The organism is Rhizobium sp. ZX09, from assembly GCF_017357485.1.
Classification (GTDB): domain Bacteria; phylum Pseudomonadota; class Alphaproteobacteria; order Rhizobiales; family Rhizobiaceae; genus Agrobacterium; species Agrobacterium pusense.
The window spans coordinates 1,846,345-1,865,191 of sequence record NZ_CP031363.1; the positions used below are offsets into that span (position 1 = coordinate 1,846,345).

Below are 18,847 nucleotides of genomic sequence, written 5' to 3' on the forward strand. Positions count from 1 at the left end.
TCTCAGACGATGGAGGCCTCAGCCGGCCAGCAGCGCCTGCACCTTGCCGCAATAACGCTTGGAGACCGGGTTCATGCGGGTAGCGCCATGGCCGGCATTGTACCGCAGGATCGTGCTGCAAACCTGACCGCCGCCCAGCTGATGCGCCGTCGCCAGATATTGCATGCCCCAGCGAATGTTGGTCTCGGGGTCGTACAGCGCCTTGGTCGTGCCGCGATAACCCATCATTCGCGCCGTTGCCGGCTTGATCTGCATCAGCCCGACTTCGCCGGCGCTGCCACGAGCCTTGGGGTTGAACTTGCTTTCAACCGAAACCACGGCATGCGCCAGATTGGTGGGAACGCCGTAACGCTTGGCATATTTGACGATCAGATCGGAATAATCGTTCCTGAGCGAAGAAGGCAGGCTCTTTTCTGGCATGGGATAACCGGGCTTGCGGAAGAAATTCTCCAGCGTCACGGTTTTGGTCTTCACGTCTTCATCTTTGGCAAAAGCAATCCCCGCCTGCGAAGCGAGTACAGCAATACCCACTACGACAGCAACAACAACCCTGTTCATATGTAGAAAAAGTCTCCAGATCGGAGGACCGGAACAATGAATCGGCACAATTAGTCAACGCCCGGAAAGTCGATCGCGACTCTCCGCTGTCCGGTCTCCTTGATTGATATTGACGGCAGGTTCCCCTGAAGAACGTCACCGCATACAGTGCTGTTCTTAAACTTCCTCAATGCGGATTAACTGTGGCAACCCAAGAAAAGCGACTTGCGGAGCGCGGCAAACCGGGATTCGTTTTCCAGAAGCTGCGTTCAGGCGACCGAAAATTTCGGCAGGTTGGCAATCAGCCGGTGCAGGGTGTCAATGGTGGAAAAATCCGCAATGCCATCCACCAGTGCGGGCCGGAAATGCCTCTGGAACGCCGCCACGGCGCCCTCGGTTTTTTCACAATAATTGCCCGTTATTTCAACGCCGTAACCATAGATGGACAGCATCGACTGCAGCGCTTCGACGGGCTGGCCATGGTCGCCGCGCTGGAAAAAACGCCCGCCGCGGATTGGCGCGGGTTCAACCCAATGGCCGACACCGTGCTGCGACAGGATGTCCCACGGGAATTTTTCGCCCGGATCGACCTTGCGGATCGGCGCCACGTCCGAGTGGGCAAGCACCCTTTCAGGGGCGATATGCCACCGCTGGCCGCAATCGCGACATAATTCGATGACGGCTTCCACCTGCTCCATGGGGAATTCCGGCAGCCCGCCGGGATGACCCTGATTGGCGATTTCGATGCCGATGGAGCGGGAGTTGATGTCCTCGTCCCCGGCCCAGGAGCTTTTTCCCGCGTGCCATGCACGTCGGGTCTCCGGCACAAGCTGGACGATGCGCCCGTCTTCGAAAACAAAGTAGTGGCTCGATACCTGGCTTTCGGGATTGCAGAGCCACGACAGAGCGCCATCCGCTGTCGTCATGCCGGTATAATGAAGAAGAATGATATCGGGACCGGGCACGCCGATCCTCTCGCCGTGATTAGGCGAAGGCGCAACAGTTGCGCCCCCGAAATCCGGGGTAAAATCCGGCAGACATTCACTCATGCGACGCGGCGTTCTTTCTCGATGGCCGCATAGGCGGCGTTGAGAGCCGCCATACGCTCATTCGCAGCCGCATGCAATTCCATGGGAACGCCACGGGCGATGAGCTTGTCGGGATGATGCTCCGCCACCAGCGAACGGTAACGCTTGCGGATATCCAGGAAGTCGTCGGACGGCGAAACACCGAGCACGCGGTAGGGATCGCGCCCATCCATATGCACATGCCGCGCCATGATCGTTTCGAAATGATCTTCGGTGATATGGAAGATTTCCGCGATACGGCCGAGGAAGGCGAGCTCACGCTCGTGGATCAGGCCATCCGCCTTGGCGATATGAAACAGGCCGTCGATGACGCTTTCCAGCATCTCGCAATTATCGTGACCGGAACCGCAAAGACCGGCCAGCCGCTCCGCATAGGCTTCGTAACCCGCAACGTCCTGACGTGCGAGGTTATAAAGACGGGCAACGTTTTTGGCTTCTTCTTCCGGAAAATCGAAAATCTGCCTGAAGGCCCGCACCTCGGCATCGTTGACGATGCCGTCGGCCTTCGCCATCTTAGCGGAAAGCGCGATGATGGCCACGGAAAAAGAAACCTTGCGGCGCGTTTCCGGATCACCTTCGAACAGGGTGCGGATGGCTTCCACCACGCGACCAAGCGCGTTGCCTGCCGCGTCGCCGATTGCGCCGAGCAGCCGTTCCCACAGGGATGAAATTTGCAAACAGGCGAAATCGAACATCATGACCGCAAGCATGACGGGATATTGCCGCGAATGCAATATCCACAGCGAGTAAGCGGCATTAACTTTTATTCATCTTTGCGACAGTTTTGCTTCAGGAACAAGATAACGGGATGAACGGAACTCCGGGTTTTCCACAGGGCACTGGGCCCGTGTCCGCAATGGGCCTATTGAAACGATTATATTTGCCCGGTCAGGTCAAGCCGCTGAAAAAGCGCGAGAAATCGGCGTTTTTCTTGATAATTCACTTTACACCTACACGCGGCTGTCGCATCCATTTGCCAGACATGTCCAGACATGTGTTTGAGTATACGCAAAAGGAGAGCCATGATGGCCAAACAGAAAGTCGCAATGCTGACCGCGGGTGGCCTTGCGCCCTGTCTCTCTTCGGCCGTGGGCGGCCTGATCGAACGATACAGCGATATAGCGCCTGAGATCGACATCATCGCTTACCGCTCCGGTTATCAGGGCGTGCTTCTGGGTGATCGCATCGAAATCAGCAAAGACATGCGGGAAAAGGCGCATCTGCTGCATCGTTACGGCGGCTCGCCGATCGGCAACAGCCGCGTCAAGCTTACCAACGCCGCCGATTGCGCCAAGCGCGGCCTCGTCAAGGAAGGCGATAATCCGCTTCGTGTCGCTGCCGAGCGGCTGGCGGCCGACGGCGTCACCATTCTTCATACCATCGGCGGTGACGACACCAATACGACCGCAGCGGACCTCGCCGCCTATCTCGGCGCCAACGGCTACGACCTCACCGTCGTCGGTCTGCCGAAGACGGTGGACAATGACGTGGTTCCGATCAAGCAGTCGCTTGGCGCCTGGACGGCCGCCGAAGTCGGCGCGTCCTTCTTCGACAATGTCAGCAACGAGCAGAGCGCAGCCCCCAAAACCTTCGTTATCCACGAAGTCATGGGCCGCCATTGCGGCTGGCTGACGGCGGCTACCGCCCGTGCCTATATCCAGAAGACCAACGGCAACGAATATGTCGAAGGCCTGATGATGAACACGCAGATGAAGAACATCGACGGTATCTACCTACCGGAAATGGCCTTCGACATCGAAGCGGAAGCCGAGCGCCTGAAGGAAATCATGGACAGACACGGCTACGTCACGCTGTTCGTCTCCGAAGGTGCCGGCCTCGATTCGATCGTCGCTGAACGCGAGGCTTCTGGCGAAGCGGTAAAGCGCGATGCCTTCGGCCATGTGAAGATCGACACGATCAATGTCGGCGGCTGGTTCCAGAAGCAGTTTGCCAGCCTCATCGGCGCGGAACGCTCCATGGTGCAGAAATCTGGCTATTTCGCCCGCTCTGCCCCCGCCAATGGCGACGATCTGCGCCTCATCCAGGGCATGGTCGATCTCGCCGTGGAAAGCGCGCTCAACAAGGTCTCCGGTGTCACCGGCCACGACGAAGACCAGAATGGCAAATTGCGGACCATCGAATTTCCGCGTATCAAGGGCGGAAAGCATTTCGACCTTTCTGCCAAATGGTTTACCGAAGTGATGGAACATGTCGGTCAGCCGTTCACAGCGGCCTGATTTTACGGTAGGCTAAAATAAGACGGCGACAGGGAGGGCAAGGAGGAAGAGAATGTCTGGACAGGCCTGGCTGATTTTTTGCGCAGCATGTGCCGTGGTGTTCGCACTCCCCTCTCCCCTTGTATTTTCTGTCGCCTCTTATGCCGCCATCCGCGGCAAAAAGACGCTTTTGGCTTCCGTCAGCGGCGGCGCTCTCGGTATCGTCACCGCCATGACGATTTCAGCCATTCCTGTGGCCGGCTTTGCCTATATGCCGCAGTCTTTCGTGGAAATCGTGCAATGGGCCGGGCTCGGTTGGCTGATGCTGTTTTTCCTGTGGACTTTCGCCACTCCCGCCGCCCAGGCGGCCAATGCCGATAATGACAATCTGGCTGGCAAGTCCGGGAGCGGAACGTTCCGCGATTGTTACGCAACCGCCGCCCTGAGACCGCGCTATTTCACCTTCTTCCTGGCGCTGTTGCCGCAATTCATCTCCACCACCGGCAATGCGGTAGAGACGTTTGCCGTGGCGCAGGCCGCAGTCCTGCTACTGGCTCTGGCCATTCTCATCGTGCAGGGGCTGTTTCCCGAATCGACTCTGGCACTGGTGCGGCGCATGTCTGGCGACAAGAAAATCCGCCAGAAGTACCGCACGCACTTCATTTCCGGCCGCGCGGTCAGCGCCGGATACAGACGCATCGCGGCCTGAAACACTGCAAGTCGCCTCCCGGCTTGCCGCTTTCCTTACAATAGGTTAATGAAGCTCGACGGGACACTGCCTGCTTCGCTCGACGCGGGGGTATCGAAAGACAGGCATAACGAAGGCGGCAACATGCGAAATTCGGGCAAATTCCGCGGAAGAAGGACACTTCTTCTGTCTTCCACCGTGGGTCTGGCACTGGCATTGAGCGCATGCACCAGCGTCGAATATACCGCGAAGGACGGGCCGAACGGCCCTAAAATCGCAACGATAAACCCCGCGACCACTCCTGCGTCGGCATCCGCGCAGCCGGCAGCGACCGAGGCCGCAGCAGCAACCCCGACAGCCGCATCGGTTCAGACCGCCGAAACCGCAGCCTCTTCTCAGGCAGCAGCACTTCCCACAGCCGTCGCCGTCAAGGGCGGACGCGTGGCGCTGCCGCCGGCTTCCGAAATAGCTGCCGCCGCTGCGATCACTGCCCAGATGCAGCCGCAGCAGACCGAGGTCGCCCAAGCCGCCGTGGCGGCATCTGCACCCACCGCGGCCGCAGCACTCGCACCGGCAAGCGCCGCTCCCGCGGCGGCAGCCATCGAAACGGCGGCTGCGACGGCCAAACCTGCCTCCCATAATGCCGCGGCCGATCTGCCGCAGGTGGTTGCCGTCAAGGGCAGCTTCCCGCCGGCACCGCCGCCACCCGGCTCACCCTCCATCGGCACCGAACTGACGGCCGAACGCAAAGTCATTCCGCTGCCCAAGCCGGACAGCACCGTTCTCGCCTATGCCGCCGGGCCGACCAACGCCGCCCTTGCCGCCATCCGGCAGAATGAAGCGATGACTGCGCCGCTTAATACGCCACCTGCCGGACGCGAAAAATTGAGCGGGCTGATTTCCAAATACGCCAGCATGTATGATGTACCGGAAGACCTGGTTCATCGCGTGGTGCAGCGCGAAAGCCGGTATAATCCCGGCGCATATAACAGCGGTAACTTCGGCCTGATGCAGATCAGGCACGCTACGGCACGCTCCATGGGCTTCGATGGCCCCGCCTCGGGCCTGTTCGACGCCGAAACCAATCTCAAATACGCCGTAAAATATTTACGCGGCGCATGGGTGGTAGCGGGCAACGACCGCGACAACGCCGTCAGGCTTTACGCGCGCGGTTATTATTACGATGCAAAACGCAAGGGCATGCTGCACGTTCTGCGCAAGTGATCGCCTTTGGCGTCGCTCTGAGCGCGGTGCAGCCGTTTGCCTTCCTTGAGCGTCGAGCATTTTCCATTCGCCATCCCTGGTTTTGTCCCAAGGATTTGAAAACCTCGCAAATATCAGGACGTGCAGATCCTCGGGACGAGCCCGAGGCGACGTATCCGTAGCGGCGCCAGTTGCCTCCCCATCCGTCGCTGGGGCGGTTCTTTGTGTCCCGCAGTGCCGGCCCCGTCTGGTTTTCCAGCGTCTCCATCATTCCCCACCTTCGCCCACAGCCCCTGTCATCAAACTGTAGCGTCACGGCTGTAGACGCCTCTCAATCGACTGAGAGGTGAACAAATGACGAGTGCGGCACCCAAGACCGGCTTCAGCAAGAACACGAAACTGAAGTCCGCATTGCTCCAGCACAAGGCTCTCTCGAAAAGCGGCCTCTCCGAACGGTTCTTCGGCGTTCTCTTCTCCGGTCTCGTCTATCCGCAAATCTGGGAAGATCCCGAGATCGACATGGAGGCGATGGAGCTGGGCGAAGGTCACCGTATCGTCACCATCGGTTCCGGCGGTTGCAACATGCTGGCCTATCTCTCGCGCAACCCGGCCAGCATCGACGTGGTTGACCTCAATCCGCATCACATTGCGCTGAACAAGCTGAAGCTCGCCGCCTTCCGCCATCTGCCCGCCCATCAGGACGTGGTGCGTCACTTCGGCCGCGCCAATATGCGCAGCAATAGCCACGGTTATGATCGCTTCATCGCCGAACATCTCGATGCCACGACCAAGGCTTACTGGTCGAAGCGCACCCTTTCCGGCCGTCGTCGCATTTCGGTGTTTGACAGGAACATCTATCACACCGGCCTGCTCGGACGCTTCATCGGCGCAGGCCATCTCATGGCCAGGCTGCACGGTGTGAAGCTCACCGAAATGGCCAGGACCCGGACGCTCGAAGAACAGCGCCAGTTTTTCGACAGCAAGGTCGCGCCGCTCTTCGACAAGAAGGTGGTCCGCTGGTTGACGAAACGCAAAAGCTCCCTCTTCGGTCTCGGCATTCCGCCCCGCCAATATGACGAACTGGCAAGCCTTTCCGATGACGGCACGGTTGCCTCGGTTCTGAAGCAGCGGCTGGAGAAACTCGCCTGCAACTTTCCGCTGAGCGACAATTATTTTGCCTGGCAGGCCTTTGCACGCCGTTATCCGGAGCCGCATGAAGGCTCTTTGCCCGCCTATCTCAAGTCGGAATATTACGAGACAATCCGCAACAATACGGCACGCGTCGCCGTGCATCACGCCACCTACACCGAGCTTCTCTCCAAAAAGCCGGCAAGCGCCGTCGACCGCTATATCCTCCTGGACGCGCAGGACTGGATGACGGATGTGCAGCTCAACGAATTGTGGTCGCAGATCAGCCGCACCGCCGCATCGGGCGCCCGCGTCATCTTCCGCACCGCAGCCGAAAAGAGCGTGATCGAAGGCCGGCTTTCCCCCGATATCCGCAATCAGTGGGTCTATCTGGAAGAGCGCTCCAGCGAGCTCAACGCCTTGGACCGCTCGGCCATTTATGGCGGTTTCCATATTTACCAGAGGGCTATGGCATGAAAACCGTCGGTGAGAATGTAAGTCTTGCAGATAGTGCACATGCGAGCCTGATGGACCGCATGTATCGCCACCAGCGACATATCTACGATATCACCCGCAAATATTACCTTCTTGGCCGCGACCGGACCATTTCCGGCCTGAACGTACCAAAGGGCGGCACGCTCCTGGAAGTCGGCTGCGGCACCGGTCGCAACCTGCTGCTGGCCGGCCGCAGGTTTCCTGACGCCAAACTATTCGGCCTCGACATCTCCGCCGAAATGCTGCTGACCGCAGCCGAGAATTTCGCCGGCAGGGCGGAACGCCCGATTTTGCGCGTGGCCGACGCCACCGCTTTCCGCCCCTCCGAGTTCGGTCAGCCCGACGGGTTCGACCGGGTCATGATTCCGTATGCGCTGTCGATGATACCGGACTGGGAAAAGGCAGTGGAACAGGCGCTCAAGGCGCTGAAACCCGGTGGCGCGCTGCATATTGTCGATTTCGGCCAGCAGGAACAGCTGCCGAAGTGGTTCCGCACGCTCCTGCACGGCTGGCTCACGCGCTTCCATGTTACGCCCCGCGCCAATCTTCGCTATGTTCTGGCAAATATGGCAGGCCGTTTTGATGGCAACCTCGAATTTGAGGAAATCGCCCGTGGTTATGCCTGGCGGGCTGTCATTACCCTTCCGGTCACTGAAGCGCAGCAACCGAAAATCCACCGCATCCTGGCCGACGCCTGATTGCAGAAGGTAGAACGGACCCCGCGCAGCGCCGAAGGGCGTCACCGTCACGGCTCCTGCAGCGCCTTATTCGGCGATGAATGCGCAAATCGCTTCAAATCCAGCGACTGTCGGGTGCAAAAAGCACGTTGCCACTTGCCATATCAGTTTGTTTACCATGTTATGCGTAAATCGGGAGATACGGCGCGCCGTTTTGGCGGCCGTATAGGGGCAATATTTTCATCAGGGTTCCAATGCGGCTGCGTTTATCGGCACTATTGTCGGCTTTGCTATTGATCGGCGGCTGCACCTCCACGAGTTACGATCTGCTCGAAACCGCGTCCGTATCCAAGCCAAAATTTTCCGATACCGACCCGCAGGATTTCGGCGTCAACAACCCGCACCGCCATGAGGTGCACGGCATCGACGTGTCCAAATGGAATGGCGATGTCGACTGGCAGACCGTGCGCAAGTCGGGCGTGTCATTCGTCTTCATCAAGGCAACGGAGGGGTCGGATCGAATCGATCCGAAATTCGGCGACCATTGGCGCAGCGCCGCAGCCGCGAATATTCTGCATGCGCCTTACCACTTCTATTATTTCTGCTCGACGGCAGACGCGCAGGCCGACTGGTTCATTCGCAACGTGCCGAAGGACGCCGTTACTTTGCCACCGGTTCTCGACGTGGAGTGGAACCCTGCCTCACCCACCTGCAAGACGCGCCCGGCTCCCGGCATCGTACGCGCCGAAATGCAGCGCTTCCTCGACCGCATCGAAGCCCATTACGGCAAACGTCCGATTATCTATACCTCGGTTGATTTCCACCGCGACAATCTCGTCGGCCAGTTCAAGGACTATCATTTCTGGGTGCGGTCCGTCGCCGCGCATCCGACCAAGATCTATGAAGACCGGCAATGGGCCTTCTGGCAATACACCGCAACAGGCGTCGTACCCGGCGTAAATGGCCCGACCGACATCAATGTCTTTGCCGGAAGCGAGAAAAACTGGCGGAAATGGATCGCTTCGGCCAAATAGGACGGCCAAGAAGCAACACTTTCCAAAATTCGGCGTTGTTCAACCACGTCAGATCGCCCGATCCGTTTTTTTGTCGCAAACATATGGGTAAAGCGGGCTAACAACCTATCGAGGAAATTCCCATGCCCACGTTCCGGTCGCGCAGCATCATCTTTGCCGCCGCTCTGTCTCTTTTGTCTTCCAGCGCAGCCCTCGCCACGCCACCGGTTGCATCGCCTGACGATCCCAAGCAGGTCGCCTGCGGTGGTGATCTCGGTACGTTTCTTGAAGGCGTCAAGGCCGATGCGCTTGCCAAGGGCATTCCGGCAGATGCGATCCAGAAGGCATTGGCGGGCGCGCAGATCGACCAGAAGGTGCTATCGCGTGACCGCGCGCAGGGCGTTTTCCGCCAGACCTTCCTCGAATTCTCGCAGCGCACCGTCAGCCAGGCCCGCCTTGATATCGGCCGCAAGAAGCTGCAGGAGCTCTCCTCCACCTTCGCCCGCGCCGAAAATGAGTTTGGCGTGCCCGCTGGCGTCATTGCCGCCTTCTGGGCCATGGAGACCGATTTTGGCGCCGTTCAGGGCGATTTCAATACCCGCAACGCGCTGGTAACCCTGTCGCATGATTGCCGCCGCCCGGAGCTCTTCCGTCCGCAGCTGCTCGCGCTGATCGAAATGGTTCAGCATGGCGATCTCGATCCTGCCACCAATACGGGCGCATGGGCCGGCGAAATCGGCCAGGTGCAGATGCTGCCGAAGGATATCATCGCCTTCGGCGTCGATGGTGATGGTGACGGCCACATCAACGTCAAGAGCAGTGCGCCCGATGCCATTCTGACGGCGGCGAAATTCATCCAGCACCTCGGCTTCAAAAAGGGCGAACCCTGGATTCAGGAAGTTTCTCTGCCCGAGGACCTGCCCTGGGAAAAATCCGGCCTTGGCGGCCCGCTGACCGCCGGCGAATGGTTTGCGCTTGGCGTCACCCCGCGCGATGGCAACAAGAACTTCGCCTCCCTTCCCGCCGCACTCATCATGCCGCAGGGCCGCAAGGGTCCGACTTTCCTCACCTATCCGAACTTCAACATCTATCTGGAATGGAACCAGTCGTTCATCTACACGACCTCGGCTGCCTATTTCGCTACCCGCCTGATGGGCGGCCCGGTCTATGACAAGGGCAACCCAGATCCCGGCTTTGATGACGCCACCATGAAGCAGCTTCAGACCAAGCTCGAAGCACGCGGCCACAATGTCGGCAAGGTGGATGGCATTCTCGGTTCTGGCACCCGCGTCGCCATCCAGAAGGAACAGCAGCGCCTCGGCATGCCTGCGGACGGCTGGCCTACGGCAGCTCTTCTGCAGGCGCTTTAACCTGTCTTAACGCTGCTCTCCGGCCCTTAATCTGTCGGCCGGAATCAAGGCGGAAATCGTTAATCTCGACCGGATGACTGGGGATAAAACCCCGGTCATTTACTTTTTTTAAACACATGAAGCACTGCGTGATAAGAAAATAACCATTCATTTTCAGATAATTACGGAAATTCCTTTTCTGAGGCCCTGAAAGACGTGCTGCACCGCATCACAAAAACCGCTTTTCAACTGCCACAAAACGGTCATATTATCGAAGCTGTCAACAAGAGGAGGCACCCATGGGACTTACAAAATCTCTCAATGCCTTGGCAGTCGGTTTGGCGTTTTTGTTCGTAGCGATGATGCTTTTCATCTGACGAGACGTGAAGACCAAACGCAGTGAAGAACCGTAGATGACACGAATTTAAAAAGCGCAGGCCCCGAGGGACCTGCGCTTTTTTCTGTCCGAAAATAGCCTGGCTGAAATCACGCGGCGCTGCGGCGCAGACGCTCCAGACCCAGATTTTCAAGCACGGCATCAACCAGCGGCGCGCGGTTCATGGTATAGAGGTGGAACTCATTGACGCCGCGCCGCTGGAGATCGGCGATCTGCTCGGCCGCAACCTCTGCAGCCACGCGGGCGCGGCCCTCCAGATCCTCGTCATAGCCTTCAAAACGCTCATCCAGAAACGCAGGAATGCTTGTGCCGCAGCGTCCGGCGAAACGCTTGAGCTGGGTGAGATTCTGGATCGGCATGATGCCCGGAACCACCGGAATGGTGATCCCCGCCGCCGTAACCCGTTCCATGTAACGTTCGAACACGTCATTATCGAAGAAGAACTGCGTCAGCGCCCGGGTAGCGCCATTATCCGCCTTGCGCTTCAGCATGTCGATATCAACAGCTTCACTTGCGCTTTCCGGATGCTTTTCAGGATAGGCGGAGACGGAAATCTCAAAGTCGCCCAGCTCCTTGAGGCCCTTTACCAGCGCTGCGGCGTTCTCGTAACCCTGCGGATGCGGCTGGTAAGCCGTGCCGATACCGGTGGAGGGATCACCGCGCAGCGCCACGAAATGACGAACGCCCGCATTACGGAACTCGTCGACGACCTGGTGCACCTCATCGCGGCTCGCGTCCACGCAGGTCAGATGTGCGGCCGTCGCCAGATGGCTGTCGCCGATCATCCGGCGCACCGCGTCCAGCGTCGGCGCCTTGGTGGAACCACCGGCACCGTAGGTGACGGACACGAAGTCCGGGTTCCACTTTTTAAGCTCGGCAACCGTTTCCCATAGCTGGGTTTCCATCTCGGCGTTCTTGGGCGGGAAAAATTCGAAAGACAACCGGATGTCGCCATCACGGCGTGCGGTTTCCGACCTCAACATATCATGCCCTCCCGGAGCGAAGTAAAACCGCCTCTTGCGCCACATCGTCTGCCATCAGCAGCCGCTGGTCGCGGGCAACCCAGATCGTGACGTCAAGAGCTTCGTCAGACGCTTTTTCAGAATGCAGATCGACGGCGCGTTCCAGTGAAAGCCCGGCCTTCTTCAGCCATTCCTCCATCAATGGATGCGAAAAGCCCAGCCGCACATGCGCGTGTTCGTCGCGCAAATATTCAAAGGAATGCGGCGCAAGATCGATGACGATCAACCGACCGCCCGGACGCAGCATACGCGCGGCTTCCGAAAGGGCGATCTCCGGCTGGTCGAGAAAATGCAGCACCTGATGGATAACGATCAGATCGAAATCCTGTCCCTCGAGCGGCAGATTGAGAATATCGCCATGGCGCACGGAGGCGTTCACCACGCCCGCCTTGTCCAGATTGGCGCGTGCCACCGAAAGCATGTCGCGGCTCGCATCCACGCCGATGGCACGGCGATAAATGCCGCTCAGAAGCTGCAGGATACGGCCGGTGCCCGTGCCGAGATCGAGCAGCGAATCGACGGGCGTGGTGCCCACTAGCTTCAGCAGCGCGCCTTCCACGGCTTCGTCGCTGACATGCAGGCGACGCAGTTCGTCCCAGGCAGACGCATTACGGCTGAAATAATCCTGCGCACGCTCCGCCCTCACCCGCTTGACGGCGGCCAGTCGCTCACTGTCACGCTGAAGAACCGCGTCGGAAGGCGAGGCCGCTGCAAGCAACTGCCGAACGACACCCGCAGGCTCGCCATCCTGACGCAAGCGAAAATAGGCCCACGCACCTTCCTGATAACGCTCGATCAGCCCCTCTTCCGTCAAAAGCTTGAGGTGACGGGAAATACGCGGCTGAGACTGGCCGAGAATTTCGGTAAGATCGGTGACAGTCAGATCGCCGGCCGCCAAAAGCGCCAGCAACCGGAAGCGCGTCGGCTCACCCGCCGCCTTCAGGAGATCCACCAATTTGTCCAGACCGAACGCCACTCTGCCGCGCCTCGCAAGCTAATCAAGATATAAAGATATCTTTATGTCGATGTGGCGCGAGATGCAAGCGCAAAGTGCCGCGCGAGACGATCATCTCGACTTATTACACGGAAAAAGGCCCGCTTTGCGGCGGGCCTTTTTGAAGTGATGACAAACGGATCAGCGTGTCAGGCGCTTGTAGCTCACGCGGCCGGGCTTGATGCTTTCCGGACCGAGGCGACGGACCTTGTCCTTTTCGTAGTCTTCGAAGTTGCCTTCGAACCATTCCACGTGGCTGTCACCCTCGAAAGCGAGAATGTGGGTCGCGAGGCGGTCCAGGAACATGCGGTCGTGGCTGATGATAACGGCGCAGCCCGCGAAGGCTTCCAGCGCTTCTTCGAGCGCCGCCAGCGTTTCCGTATCAAGGTCGTTGGTCGGTTCGTCGAGTAGCAGCACGTTGCCGCCGGCCTTCAGCATCTTGGCAAGGTGCACGCGGTTGCGCTGACCACCCGAGAGGTTGCCGACCTTCTGTTGCTGATCGCCACCCTTGAAGTTGAAGGCGCCGCAATAGGCGCGCGAGTTCACTTCGAACTTGCCGAGCTTGATGATGTCGTTACCGCCGGAAATTTCTTCCCACACGGTCTTGTCACCCGCCAGCGCGTCGCGGCTCTGGTCGACGTAACCGAGCTGGACGGTATCACCGACCGTGATCGAGCCGCTATCCGGCTGCTCCTGACCCGTGATCATCTTGAACAGCGTGGTCTTGCCGGCGCCGTTCGGGCCGATGACGCCGACAATACCGCCCGGAGGCAGTTTGAAGGACAGGTTCTCGATCAGCACGCGGTCGCCATAGGATTTGGTGAGGTTCTCAGCCTCGATGACGACGCGGCCCAGACGCTCGGCGACCGGGATAACGATCTGCGCATCGCCGGGACGACGGTTTTCCGCTGCTTCCACCAGCTCGTCATAGGCCTTGATACGTGCCTTGGACTTTGTCTGGCGGGCCTTAGGGCTGGAGGCGATCCATTCCTGTTCGCGGCTGATGGCCTTCTGGCGCGAGGCATCTTCACGGGCTTCCTGCTGCATGCGCTTGGCTTTCGCCTGCAGGTAAGCGGAGTAGTTGCCTTCGTAAGGAATGCCGCGGCCACGGTCGAGCTCGAGAATCCAGCCCGTGACGTTGTCGAGGAAGTAGCGGTCGTGCGTAATCATCATCACGGCGCCGGGATAATCGCGCAGGTGCTTTTCGAGCCAGGCGATGGTTTCGGCATCCAGATGGTTGGTCGGTTCGTCGAGCAGCAGCAGGTCCGGCTGTGACAGAAGCAGGCGGCAAAGCGCCACGCGGCGGCGCTCACCACCGGAAAGACCGGTTACGGGCGAATCGCCGGGCGGGCAGCGCAGGGCGTCCATGGCCATTTCGACCTGATTTTCGAGGTCCCACAGGTTCTGGCTGTCGATGATGTCCTGAAGCTTCGCGCCCTCTTCCGCCGTTTCGTCGGAATAGTTCATCATCAGCTCGTTGTAGCGGTCAACGATCGCCGTCTTGCTCGCCACGCCTTCCATGACGTTTTGCATCACGGTCTTGTTTTCGTCGAGCTTCGGCTCCTGCTCGAGATAACCGAGCGTCGCACCTTCGGCGAGCCACGCCTCACCGGTGTACTCCTTATCAAGGCCGGCCATGATCTTGAGAACAGTCGACTTACCCGCGCCGTTCGGGCCGAGGATACCAATCTTGGCGTCAGGGTAGAAGGAGAGATGAACGTTCTCCAGAACCTTCTTCGCGCCATAGGACTTGTTCAGCCCGGCCATGTGATAGATGAATTGACGTGCCATTGTAGCGAATGCTCCACATCGGATTTTTAAGAGTACGTATCGGGAAATTTGCCGCTATGTAGGGTAAATAGGACCTTGGGGCAACCTCTGGCACGATTATGACCCCATGATTATGACAGGCTGCGCGATGAGACGACGGATACGACGATGAATGAAACGATCGACAGCTTCGCATTCAGCCGGATTGGGAGGCTGGAAGCCCCTTCCGGCGCATCCATCGCCTTCCGTCATCAACCTTCCACCCTTGCTCCCGCCCGCGGCGTGCTGATGATCTGCCACGGCCTCGTTGAACATGCCGGCCGCTACCGCCGTTTTGCCGATGTCATGTCGCAGCAGGGTTTCGAGGTCTATGCCCATGACCACCGTGGCCACGGTCGCACGAAAGCGACAGACGCGCCTCTCGGCCGCTTTGCCTGGAAGGATGGCGCGGACAAGGTCGTGGCCGACGTCATGGCGATGCGCCGGCTGGCCGGCGAGCGGCATCCCGGCCTGCCGGTGATCCTGTTCGGCCACTCCATGGGGGGCCTCGTGGCGCTCAATACTGCTGTCAGTTACCCCGACGCCTTCGATGGTCTGTCGATCTGGAATTCCAATCTCAATCCCGGTCTTATGGGCCGTTTCGTGCAGATTGTGTTGCGGCTGGAAAAAATGCTGAAAGGCTCGGATGTGCCAAGCGCCATCTTGCCGAAAGCCACCTTCCGCGCCTGGAACGCGAAAATGCCGGAAAAGCGCACCCATGCGGACTGGCTGAGCCACGACAAGGCGGCGGTGGACGCCTATGTGGAAGACCCGCTCTGCCAGTTCGAGGCAAGCGTTTCCCTCTGGCAGGATGTCTTTGCACTCTCCTATCGCGGCCCGAAACTTATCGAGCGTCTGCCGAAGGCTTTGCCGCTTTTGCTGGTGAGCGGTGATGAGGACGCCGCCACCAATGACGGCAGGGAGATCGTGTGGCTTGCCGAACGTTTCCGGGAGGCGGGCTTCAGCCATGTCGAGCACACGATTTACAAGGGCATGCGGCACGAAACCCTGAACGAAATCGGCTGGCAGTCCGTCGTAGCGGATTTTGCCGCCTGGTGCGGCCGCGTCGTGGATGACAGTAAAACGCCCTCCCCGTCATTCCGGCCTTGAGCCGGGATCCAGCCGACGCGCGTCTGCGCGGCGAGAAGAGTCTTTTCAGCCCAATGGCTTAGGCTGAGTGGATTCCGGCTCAAGGCCGGAATGACGGAATTAGGGGACTCTCAAAATACCGAATGTCGAAGCTGCCGTGTCAGCCCCAGTTAGTGCCGTTCCAAAACGGAATAAGTCCATGAGATAAAATCACATGCGACGCGGCAAGCAGCGGTCTATAAACCGGCAGACACCAAGTACCGGGGGATAGATGACCGACAAGCCGAACAGGAAACCGCCGCTATCGGGCATCCGCGTCATCGAATTGGCGCGTGTTCTCGCCGGTCCCTGGGCGGGGCAGATGCTGGCCGATATGGGCGCAGACGTTATCAAGGTCGAAAACCCCGAAGGCGGCGATGATACACGCGCATGGGGACCGCCCTTCGTTGAGAGCAATGACGGAGAAAACCTCTCCGCCGCCTATTACCACGCCACCAATCGCGGCAAACGCTCCATCGTCGCCGATCTCAAAACGCCCGAGGGCTGCGAACTGGTGCGCCGGCTGGTGCGCACCGCCGATGTCGTCATCGAGAATTTCAAGCGCGGCGGGCTTGCCAAATACGGCCTCGATTACGAAAGCCTGAGGGCGCTCAATCCAAAGCTGATCTATTGCTCCATCACCGGCTTCGGCCAGACCGGGCCCTATGCCGATCTCGCCGGATACGATTATATCGTGCAGGGCATGTCCGGCTTCATGTCGATTACGGGCGAAGCCGATGGACAGCCGATGAAGGCGGGCGTGGCGGTTGCCGATATCTTCACCGGCATCTATTCCGTATCGGCCATTCAGGCGGCACTGATCCACGCCATTCGATCTGGCGAAGGCCAGCATATCGACATGGCGCTTCTCGATGTGCAATCGGCCGTTCTCGCCAACCAGAACATGAATTACCTGATCTCCGGCAGGCCTCCCGTCCGGCTCGGCAACGCCCACCCAAATATCTCCCCCTATGAGGTGGTGCCAACGGCCGACGGCTTCCTGATCCTCGCGGTCGGCAATGACGGTCAGTTCCGCCGCCTCTGCAATATCCTCGGCATCGGCGCGATCGCCGATGACGAGCGATACGCGACAAACAAGGCCCGCGTGGCGCATAAGGTCGAGGTGCGGCAGATCGTTTCCACGGAGACGCTGAAATGGCAGAAGCGCGATCTTCTGACCGCCTGCGAGAAGAACGCCGTTCCCGCCGGACCGATCAATTCCATCGAGGAAATGTTCGCGGATCCGCAGGTGAAGGCACGCGGCCTCCGTATCGATCTGGAGGCGGAAGACGGCACTGTCATCCCCGGTGTCCGCACACCCATTATCATGTCTCAGACGCCGCTGCGTTATGAACGCCCGAGCCCTAAGCTCGGCGAACATCAGGCGCAGGTGCTGGCCGAACTGGAAAACATCGAAAGGACCACGACGCCATGACTGCAGCCGGAATGAAAAGAACAGGCGGGCAATTGATCGTCGAAGCGCTGAAGGCCAATGGTGTCTCCCGCGTTTCCTGCGTTCCGGGCGAAAGCTATCTGGCCGTTCTGGATGCGCTTTATGAAAGCGGCATCGAAACCGTGGTCTGCCGTCAGGAAGGCGGCGCCGCCATGATGGCCGATACCTGGGGCCGGCTGACGGGCGAGCCTGGCATCTGCATGGTGACCCGTGGCCCCGGTGCCACAAATGCCTCGGCCGGCCTGCACATTGCAAGGCAGGATTCCATTCCGATGATCCTGTTCATCGGTCAGGTGCAGCGGGATGCCCGCGAGCGCGAGGCCTTTCAGGAAGTGGAATATCGCCGCGCCTTTACCGAATTCGCAAAATGGGTGGGCGAGATCGATGATGCCCGCCGCATTCCCGAATTCGTTACCCGCGCTTTTGCCGTCGCCACTTCCGGCCGCCCTGGCCCCGTGGTGCTGACGCTGCCCGAAGACATGCTGGTGGAAGAGGTCGAAGCTCCCGAGGCAAAGCCCTATACGCCCGTCGAGGCACATCCAGGCCCGTCGCAAATGGCCGCCTTCGCAAAAATGCTGGGCGAGGCAAAACGCCCGGTCTTCATCGCCGGCGGCACCCGCTGGTCCGAGGAAAGCGTGACAGGCTTCAAGGCTTTTGCGGAAAAGCACAAACTTCCCGTGGGCTGTTCATTCCGCCGCCAGATGCTGTTTGATCATCTGAGCCCCTCCTACGCAGGCGATGTCGGCATCGGCATCAACCCGGCACTGGCCAAGGAAATCAGGGAAGCCGACCTCGTGGTGCTGCTCGGTGGCCGCCTCTCCGAAATGCCCTCCTCCGGCTACACGCTGCTCGATATTCCCTACCCGTCGCAGAAGCTCATCCATATCTATCCAGAGGCGGAAGAGCTCGGCCGCGTCTATCGGCCGGACCTCGCTATCTGCGCCTCCCCGAACGATTTCGTTGGCGCCCTCGCCTCCATCGATCTTGCCGGCAATGCCCTCTGGGCCGATCGCACGGCCTCAATGCATGAGGCCTATCTCAAATGGTCAACGCCGCCGCAGACAGGCCCCGGCGCCGTGCAGATGGGTCCGATCATGGACTGGATCGAGGCGAACGTTGCTGAAGACGCGATCTTCACCAATGGCGCCGGCAATTATGCCACCTGGCTGCACCGCTTCCACCGCTTCCGCCGCTTCAACACGCAATCGGCCCCGACATCAGGCTCCATGGGTTACGGCCTGCCGGCGGCGGTTGCCGCAAAGCACCTGTTCCCGGAGCGTGAGGTGATCTGCTTTGCCGGTGACGGCTGCTTCATGATGCACGGGCAGGAATTCATCACCGCCGTGCGTTACGGGCTGCCAATCATCACCGTGCTGGTCAATAACGGCACCTATGGCACGATCCGCATGCATCAGGAGCGGGAATATCCCGGTCGTGTCAGCGGCACCGATCTCGTCAATCCGGATTTCAACGCCTTTGCCAAAGCCTATGGCGGACACGGCGAAACGGTGGAAAGAACGCAAGACTTCGCCGCCGCCTTCGAACGGGCACGGGCAAGCGGCAAACCGGCGATCATCGAGGTGAAGCTGGATGCGGAAGCGATCACGCCGACGCGTACCCTGACGCAGATCAGAACCCGAAGCTGATATC

General features: G+C 59.5%; 16 protein-coding genes. 10 read left to right on the forward strand and 6 right to left on the reverse strand.

Going from position 1 to position 18,847, the window contains the following annotated elements; genetic code table 11:
* Positions 1 to 18: 18 nt before the first annotated feature.
* The 3 genes from BTN45_RS09335 to BTN45_RS09345 form a co-directional block, all read right to left on the reverse strand.
* Positions 19 to 558 carry a transglycosylase SLT domain-containing protein gene (locus BTN45_RS09335; protein WP_004442810.1) on the reverse strand — a complete coding sequence of 180 codons (540 nt, stop codon included), beginning with the start codon at positions 556 to 558 and terminating at the stop codon, positions 19 to 21.
* A 248-nt stretch (positions 559 to 806) separates the two neighbouring features.
* A complete protein-coding gene (locus BTN45_RS09340; protein ID WP_072494644.1) occupies positions 807 to 1,586 on the reverse strand; it encodes an N-acetylmuramoyl-L-alanine amidase in 780 nt (259 codons plus the stop codon).
* Positions 1,583 to 2,323, reverse strand: coding sequence for a DnaJ family molecular chaperone (locus BTN45_RS09345; RefSeq protein WP_034498855.1), 741 nt, complete (start codon positions 2,321 to 2,323; stop codon positions 1,583 to 1,585). The genes BTN45_RS09340 and BTN45_RS09345 overlap by 4 nt, the downstream gene beginning before the upstream one ends.
* 327 nt (positions 2,324 to 2,650) lie before the next feature.
* Between BTN45_RS09345 and BTN45_RS09350 the strand changes: the two genes are divergently transcribed.
* The 7 genes from BTN45_RS09350 (at position 2,651) to BTN45_RS09380 (ending at position 10,415) form a co-directional block, all read left to right on the forward strand.
* Complete coding sequence (locus tag BTN45_RS09350; RefSeq protein ID WP_004442813.1) at positions 2,651 to 3,862, forward strand: pyrophosphate--fructose-6-phosphate 1-phosphotransferase; 1,212 nt, start codon at positions 2,651 to 2,653, stop codon at positions 3,860 to 3,862.
* A gap of 52 nt (positions 3,863 to 3,914) precedes the next feature.
* Entirely contained in the window at positions 3,915 to 4,550 is a 636-nt protein-coding gene (locus tag BTN45_RS09355) for a LysE family translocator (RefSeq protein ID WP_022556608.1), read from the forward strand.
* Between the two features lie 123 nt (positions 4,551 to 4,673).
* The gene (locus BTN45_RS09360) at positions 4,674 to 5,753 is read left to right on the forward strand and encodes a lytic transglycosylase domain-containing protein (RefSeq protein WP_207589713.1); all 1,080 of its coding nucleotides are present in this window, start codon (positions 4,674 to 4,676) and stop codon (positions 5,751 to 5,753) included.
* Positions 5,754 to 6,086: 333 nt separating this feature from the next.
* Positions 6,087 to 7,337 (forward strand): DUF3419 family protein, encoded by a 1,251-nt coding sequence (locus BTN45_RS09365; protein WP_142184881.1) that lies wholly within the window; start codon positions 6,087 to 6,089, stop codon positions 7,335 to 7,337.
* Positions 7,334 to 8,053, forward strand: coding sequence for a class I SAM-dependent methyltransferase (locus BTN45_RS09370; protein WP_022556612.1), 720 nt, complete (start codon positions 7,334 to 7,336; stop codon positions 8,051 to 8,053). The genes BTN45_RS09365 and BTN45_RS09370 overlap by 4 nt, the downstream gene beginning before the upstream one ends.
* A 233-nt stretch (positions 8,054 to 8,286) precedes the next feature.
* Positions 8,287 to 9,066: a GH25 family lysozyme gene (locus BTN45_RS09375; RefSeq protein ID WP_004442823.1), complete on the forward strand. Its 780-nt coding sequence runs from the start codon at positions 8,287 to 8,289 to the stop codon at positions 9,064 to 9,066.
* 122 nt (positions 9,067 to 9,188) lie between these two features.
* Positions 9,189 to 10,415, forward strand: coding sequence for a lytic murein transglycosylase (locus tag BTN45_RS09380; RefSeq protein ID WP_207587391.1), 1,227 nt, complete (start codon positions 9,189 to 9,191; stop codon positions 10,413 to 10,415).
* Positions 10,416 to 10,880: 465 nt separating this feature from the next.
* Here BTN45_RS09380 and metF read toward each other — a convergent pair whose 3' ends face one another.
* The 3 genes from metF to ettA all read right to left on the reverse strand — a co-directional run bounded on the left by metF (position 10,881) and on the right by ettA (position 14,598).
* Positions 10,881 to 11,774 carry a methylenetetrahydrofolate reductase [NAD(P)H] gene (gene metF, locus BTN45_RS09385; protein ID WP_006697742.1) on the reverse strand — a complete coding sequence of 298 codons (894 nt, stop codon included), beginning with the start codon at positions 11,772 to 11,774 and terminating at the stop codon, positions 10,881 to 10,883.
* Between the two features lies 1 nt (position 11,775).
* Complete coding sequence (locus BTN45_RS09390; protein WP_207587400.1) at positions 11,776 to 12,789, reverse strand: metalloregulator ArsR/SmtB family transcription factor; 1,014 nt, start codon at positions 12,787 to 12,789, stop codon at positions 11,776 to 11,778.
* A 159-nt stretch (positions 12,790 to 12,948) separates the two neighbouring features.
* A complete protein-coding gene (gene ettA / locus BTN45_RS09395; protein ID WP_022556616.1) occupies positions 12,949 to 14,598 on the reverse strand; it encodes an energy-dependent translational throttle protein EttA in 1,650 nt (549 codons plus the stop codon).
* 147 nt (positions 14,599 to 14,745) lie between these two features.
* Between ettA and BTN45_RS09400 the strand changes: the two genes are divergently transcribed.
* From BTN45_RS09400 to BTN45_RS09410, 3 genes are all read left to right on the forward strand, one after another.
* Entirely contained in the window at positions 14,746 to 15,726 is a 981-nt protein-coding gene (locus BTN45_RS09400; protein ID WP_207587403.1) for an alpha/beta hydrolase, read from the forward strand.
* A gap of 250 nt (positions 15,727 to 15,976) precedes the next feature.
* Positions 15,977 to 17,179 carry a CaiB/BaiF CoA-transferase family protein gene (locus tag BTN45_RS09405; protein WP_004442833.1) on the forward strand — a complete coding sequence of 401 codons (1,203 nt, stop codon included), beginning with the start codon at positions 15,977 to 15,979 and terminating at the stop codon, positions 17,177 to 17,179.
* Positions 17,176 to 18,843, forward strand: coding sequence for a thiamine pyrophosphate-binding protein (locus BTN45_RS09410; RefSeq protein ID WP_207587404.1), 1,668 nt, complete (start codon positions 17,176 to 17,178; stop codon positions 18,841 to 18,843). The genes BTN45_RS09405 and BTN45_RS09410 overlap by 4 nt, the downstream gene beginning before the upstream one ends.
* Positions 18,844 to 18,847: the final 4 nt, after the last annotated feature.